The sequence below is a fragment of the Mesorhizobium sp. M7A.F.Ca.AU.002.02.1.1 genome (assembly GCF_003998535.1).
In the GTDB taxonomy this organism is placed as follows: domain Bacteria; phylum Pseudomonadota; class Alphaproteobacteria; order Rhizobiales; family Rhizobiaceae; genus Mesorhizobium; species Mesorhizobium ciceri.
In genome coordinates this window covers 1-2,143 of record NZ_RZPB01000906.1, presented here as the reverse complement: position 1 = coordinate 2,143, position 2,143 = coordinate 1, and the positions used below count along the sequence as shown (strand labels likewise).

At 62.9% G+C, this 2,143-nt stretch carries 2 protein-coding genes; both read right to left on the bottom strand.

Annotated elements, in window-relative coordinates; genetic code table 11:
- The coding region (locus EN879_RS33120; protein WP_127274567.1) for a sensor domain-containing diguanylate cyclase at positions 1-1,549 on the bottom strand (1,549 nt) is incomplete at its 3' end.
- Between the two features lie 144 nt (positions 1,550-1,693).
- The coding region (locus tag EN879_RS33115; protein WP_348631516.1) for a DUF6537 domain-containing protein at positions 1,694-2,143 on the bottom strand (450 nt) is incomplete at its 5' end.

Sequence of the window (2,143 nt, the reverse complement as noted above, 5' to 3'; positions counted from 1 at the left end):
CCTCTACCGCGGTGCGCAGATCCGCCTTCATCAGCTGACGGTTGCGGAAGGCGGCATCCATCGAAGCTTCGAACAATCGCCAGCTGTTCTTGCCGAGTTCCTTGGCCTTGTAGAGCGCCAGGTCCGCCTTCACGATCATGGCGTCGACATCGGTATCCTTGACCCGTGACAGCACCGCGCCGCCGCTGGCCTGAATGCGCAGCCCGTGACCGGCGACGTCGACTTCCCCTTGCAGGCCGGCGAATATCTCGTCGAGCTGGCTGGTCAGATGGCTCTCATCCTCGACGCGGTCGAAGAAGATCATGAACTCGTCGCCACCGAAACGGCTGACCGTGATATCTTGCTTGGCAATGGCGCCAAGCCGCTCGGCAACGGCATAGATCAAGCCGTCGCCGATCGGATGGCCAAGCGTGTCGTTGACGCTCTTGAAATCGTCGAGATCGAGCACCGCAAGGCCGCAGAGACGGTCGCGATCGCCGGACGCCATGGCCTCGCCCACCAATTCATGGAAATAGGCCCGGTTGGGCAGGCCGGTGAGATTGTCGTAGCGTGCCATGAAGCGGATCTTGTCTTCCGCCTCGACACGGGCGGTGACGTCCTCGAAGGTGATGACGCCCAGTTCCTGGCTGCCCTCGCGAGCCGAGAACTCGTAATGCTGGCCGTTGGCGAGGGAAACCAGCACCTTGCGGTCGCGACCCTCACGCAGGGCACGCGTCAGCTGCGCCTCGATGTAGCGGCAATCCTTGGGCGCCAGCATGCCGCCGGCGACACCGCGCATCAACAGACCGTGGATCGACCGTCCGAGCAGCGCGTCGGGCGACTTGAGCGACATCAGATGCGCGGCCTCGGCATTGGCCACCGCGACGCGGCCGTCCGGACCGAGCATGACAAGGCCGTGCGACATGGTGTTGAGCGCCCGGTTGAAGCGCTGGGCAATGCGGTTGGCCTTCTTCTCTTCCGAGACGGCCGCAAAAAGCACATCGCGTACGGTGTTGGCGAATTTCCGGATGGCGAACAGGAACGGCGCCGACAGCAGCCCGAGGAGGACATGGTAGATGTCGCCGCGCAGCAGGAAGCCAAGCGAGATCGGCCAGGTCAAGGCAATGGTCAGGATGGTGACCATGCGCGGCGAGCCGTAGTTGCGGCCGGCGATGGAGGTCGCCGTCGCGAGCGTCAGGCAAACGGAGGCGATTTCGGCGAAACCATCGCGCGCGAAATAGATGCCGAGCAGGCAGAAAGCGCCAAGCGTCAAGCCATGCAGGGAGCCATAGAGAATGTAGTCATTCTCACGCTTGTGCGCCTCTTCCCAGGTCGTCGGCGACGGCATGCTGTTGTATTTTCGAAAGTTTCTCATGCGGAACACACCGATGAGAACCATCGAGATCGCGACCAGCAAATACCGCGGATCGCCGCCCTTCCACCAGACCAGGCCGATCAGGAAAGTCTGCGCGAGAATGCCGATCGAAAGCGTCAGCCCGTCGCGAAACAGGGTTTCCACGAACGGAATATAGACGTCGACCGGGATCTCGTTCTTTTTTCGCAGATTCAACGCCTGAATCCCAACCCTGGGGAGCCAAGCAGTGCCACATCCGCCTTAAGAAAGATTTAGAGAGACCCTCGCGCTCCTGCCGTCAAGCCGGGTGACGCAGCGGAAAGCAAGGAAACTGTCGTTCAGGTAAACAAGGCGTATCGGTCATTCGGCGGCCTGAAGTTCGGGCCGCGCCGGCGTACTCGACAGGCGTTCGAGCAGCCTTTGGCGCTCGCCGGCGGCCTTTTGCGCGCTGGCTTGGCGGACGTGGCCATAGCCGCGGATGAGGGCAGGCACCGAGGCCAGCGCAACCGCCGCATCGACCCTGGCTGGGGCCAACGATCCGGCGATGAGCTCCAGATCCGCCTCGTACCGCGCCAGCAGCTGCCGCTCCATGCGCCGTTCGGCGGTGTAGCCGAACAGGTCGAAGGCAGTGCCGCGCAGGCCCTTCATCGCCGCCAGCACGCGAAAACCCTTCATCATCCACGGGCCGAAGCTCGATTTCCGCGGGCTTCCGTCATTGCCGCGACGGCCCATGATCGGCGGAGCGAGGTGGAATTCGAGCCTTTCGTAGCTCTGGAACTGCTTGCCCAGTTCGGCGGCGAAAGAGCCGTC